The following is a 3,765-nucleotide window of genomic DNA, read 5'->3' as shown; positions in this document are numbered from 1 at the left end:
CGATCGCTTCAACCGCAAGGCCTTCGGCCGCTCGTCCGAGAAGCTGGGCCAGATGCTGCTCGAACTCGAAGATATCGAGAGCGATGTCGCCGCCAGCGTGCCCAATATCGAGCTGCCCATCGTCGCTGACACCGACAAGGTCCGGGTGCTGCCAGTGCGCAAGCTCAACCCCAACCTGCCGCGCAAGCGGATCGTTCGCGAGCCGTCTTGTGCATGCTGCCCGGGCTGCGGCGGCGACCTGCGCGCCATGGGCGAAGATCACGAGGAGATGCTCGACGTAGTCGCCCAGGCCTGGCAGGTGATCGAGACCGTTCGACCCAAGTACAGCTGCCGGACCTGCGACAAAATCATTCAGGCGCCGGCACCCGCCAAGGCCATTGCACGCGGCAAGCTCAGCTACGCCGCGCTCGCCCATATCATGATGGCGAAGTGGGGTTATCATCTGCCGTACTACCGTCAGACCCAGATGATGGCCGCCAAGGGCGTCGATATCGAGCGATCTACCCTTGCGCGCAGCGCCGGCTACGCCGCCGCCTTGCTCGATCCGATCTACAATCGCATCCGTGAGATCGGCCGTACCCGCACCAAGATTCACACCGATGACACGCGGCTTCCGATCCTGGCGCCCGGCACCGGCACCACGCACAAGGGCGCGCTCTGGGTTTACGTCGCCGACGATCGCAACTCGGGTTCGCAGGAGCCGCCGATCGCCTGGTACCGCGCCACCATGGGCCGCGCCGGCGAGAGCGTGATGAGCGAGCTCGCCGGATTTGCCGGCACGCTCCAGGCCGATGGGTTCACCGGCTACAACCAGATCTACAGGGGCGGCGCTATTCGAGAAGCTGCCTGCCTGGCCCATCTGCGTCGCAAGATATTCGACGTTCACGACAGCCAGCCGACCGAGCTCAGCACGACGGCGATGGCCGGTATCCAGGCGATCTACCGGATCGAGGAAGAGATACGGGGGCTTCCGCCGGCCGAACGATTGGCCGCACGACGAAGGCGGACCCGACCACTGGTGCGTGCGCTGCGACGACAGCTCATGCGCCAGGCCAAGGGTTTGTCGCGCCATGCCGATATCGCCAAGGCCTTCGCCTATGGCACCAAGCGATGGCGCGCGTTCAACCGGTTCCTCTACGATGGCCAGCTCGAGCCCGACAACCTGATCGCGGAGCGTGGCGATTCGTGGATTTACCGTCGGCCGGCGCAACTGGCTTTTCTCGGGTAGCTTCGCCGCGGCCGAGCGGTCAGCGGTCGTGCTCAGCATCATCGAGACCTGCAAGCTCTGCGGCGTCGATGCCGAAGCCTACATGGCCGACGTCATCGAGCGCATCCAGAACGACTGGCCAGCCTCGCGCTGGGATGAGCTGATGCCGTGTTGGGGTGGACGGCTCCCAACGGCATCGCAATGTGCCAGAATGAGTTCGTTGAAAGCTCAATCGAGGAAGACCGTCCGTGGAAAAGATTATCAGAATTGGCATTGATACGTCAAAGAGCGTTTTCCAATTGCATGGCGTGAACGCAGTCGAGCAACCAGTCCTTCGCAAGAAGCTTTCGCGTAGGGAGATGGTGAAATTCTTCGAGAAAGCCGCACCGACTACTATCGCACTCGAAGCCTGCGGAGGCTCTCATCATTGGGCGAGGTTATTAGGTTCCTTGGGGCACGAAGTGAAGTTGATCGCACCTCAGCTGGCGAAACCTTATGTCAAGCGCGGCAAGAACGACGCGGCGGACGCGCAGGCTTTGTGTGAGGCGATGAGCCGACCCACCATGCGGTTCGTGCCGGTGAAGACCGCGGACCAGCAGGCCGCGTTAATGCTGGTCGGTTTGCGAGAGAGACTCATTCGCAATCGAACGCAGCTCGCCAATGCCATACGCGGGTTTGCCATGGAGTTCGGCATCGTGGCCGCCACCGGCATGTGCCGCATCGAACCGTTGCTGGAGCGGATCGCGGCTGATCAATCCCTGCCTGAATTGGCCCGCGAGCTTTTTGCCATGCATTGCGTTGAGTATCGAGACTTGCTTGCCGAAACGAAAGCCGTCGAGGAAAAACTGACCGCGTTGCATCGCTCCGATGAATGCAGCAGGCGCCTGGCCGAAATTCCGGGTGTTGGGCCGGTCGGCGCATCGCTTTTGATGATGAAGACCCCAGATCCCCGAACGTTCAAGTCGGGTCGCGATTTTGCCGCTTGGATAGGACTCACGCCTAAAGACCATTCGACCGCAGGCAAGGTCAGATTGGGGGTGATTACACGTGCTGGCGACGAAATGCTGAGGAGCATATTGGTGGTTGGTGCGACTGCTCTTCTTCAACACGTCAGAGCAGGTCGAAGCAGGCATGCTTCCCGATGGCTTACCGAACTACTGCAAAGGAAGAAACCGAAGCTGGTTGCGGTGGCGCTCGCCAACAAGATTGCCCGTGTCGCCTGGAAGCTCATGGTGAGCGGCGAGGCGTATCGGCGGACAGAGGAGCAAACGCAAGCAACATAGGAATTGGCCATCACGGTGAGCAGAATAGAATGCTACCGTGTTGAGCTGATGCTGTGAACTTGCAAGAGAAAAACAGATGGTGCGATCGATCGATCCAAGACGCGTGATACTCCGTCAGTTCCATTGGCCTTTCAAGGTCGTTGCCGTGTTAGGAACATGCGTTGCGGAAACCATCTTGGCCAGTGGTCATGTGCGACCACACACAAAGGCCGCACATATGGAAGCAAGCGATCCGATCAACAATATCTGTAAAAAACACTTGCAAGTGGGAGCCGTCCACATATGGAACTGGGTGCGGCGCGAAGAGATGCCGCTCCCCTTGGCGGCATGAGCGCGCTCGATGACATGGCGCTGCCGGACGAGGCGCTCGAGGCCTGGATGGCCGCCAAGACCAATCCCCGCCCGCTGGTGCGGACCGTCTCGGCGCTGGATGGCTTCGTAACGGCGGCGGTCACCGGGCCGCGGTTCGCGGACCCGCAAGACTGGATGTGCCCACTCATGGGGTTGCCGCGCGACGTCCTGGCCAAGGGCTCTGCAACCGATCACGCCGTGTTTGCCAGCCTCGCCAGGATCCACAACCGGATCAACGAGACGCTGTTCGACAGACCGCACGATTATGCGCCCCGCTTCACCACCAAGCCCAGCGGCGGCATCGACCCGCGGCCATGGTGCCAGGGGTTCTACGCGGCCATGAACCTCAACATCAAACGCTGGAAACGGCTACTCGACCTCAACAACCCCAACCACGGCCTGCTGCTGCCGATCCTGATCTATTGCGTCGACAAAAAGGGGCGGCCTGTCCTCGGCAAACCCAGGCCGGGACCCGAGACCGCGCACTTCATCGAGCACGAGGCATACAAAGACATCACCCTTGTCATCCCCGCCCTTCGCGAACTCCACTACGTCACCCGCTATGATGACCCGCAGTAATCGCCGCCGGCGCGCCGACTAACGGCTGACCGCCATACACGCATCAGGCGACTTCGGGAAAGGTGCCTCGGCGCATCGCTTACCTTGAATCTCGGGAGCATCGTTACGTGAGGCAATACGCACGCTCACTTAGGTTGCCGCGCCGCAGGGCTGCAAAGGCGAGGCGCGTCATCACCAGATTCGTCAGCTTCGCAACGGCGATCGGACGGGGCTCGTCGAACGGGAAGATCGGCGGAGTGCAGCGAGTTCCTCCTTCGCGCCTGGAGTGATGGTCTCGACTGCGTCCTGCCGCGCTCTCGGTCCGTCAGCCTGTCGACAGCTGAGTCCCATAGAACAGTTTCCAGC

Annotated in this window: 4 protein-coding genes; all 4 read left to right on the top strand. The window is 61.3% G+C overall.

What is annotated here, in order from left to right:
- A partial coding sequence (gene tnpC / locus RFN30_RS32105) for an IS66 family transposase (RefSeq protein ID WP_320265957.1) occupies positions 1-1,228 on the top strand: 1,228 nt, incomplete at its 5' end.
- The gene (locus tag RFN30_RS32100) at positions 1,176-1,484 is read left to right on the top strand and encodes a transposase domain-containing protein (protein ID WP_320265956.1); all 309 of its coding nucleotides are present in this window, start codon (positions 1,176-1,178) and stop codon (positions 1,482-1,484) included. The genes tnpC and RFN30_RS32100, both read left to right, overlap by 53 nt.
- On the top strand, positions 1,456-2,490 hold the full coding sequence (locus RFN30_RS32095; RefSeq protein ID WP_320265955.1) for an IS110 family RNA-guided transposase: 1,035 nt from the start codon (positions 1,456-1,458) through the stop codon (positions 2,488-2,490). Before RFN30_RS32100 ends, RFN30_RS32095 begins: the two co-directional genes overlap by 29 nt.
- Positions 2,491-2,772: 282 nt before the next feature.
- Positions 2,773-3,420, top strand: a complete 648-nt coding sequence (locus RFN30_RS32090; protein WP_320230230.1) for a UPF0149 family protein — start codon at positions 2,773-2,775, stop codon at positions 3,418-3,420.
- The last annotated feature ends 345 nt before the right edge of the window (positions 3,421-3,765 follow it).

Source organism: Mesorhizobium dulcispinae, from assembly GCF_033977345.1.
Classification (GTDB): domain Bacteria; phylum Pseudomonadota; class Alphaproteobacteria; order Rhizobiales; family Rhizobiaceae; genus Mesorhizobium; species Mesorhizobium dulcispinae.
This window is presented reverse-complemented; position numbering and strand designations above follow the sequence as displayed.

Coding starts and splice junctions, on each gene's coding strand:
- RFN30_RS32090 (WP_320230230.1), top strand. CDS start 2,773: ATGGAACTGGGTGCGGCGCGAAGAGATGCCGCTCCCCTTGGCGGCATG.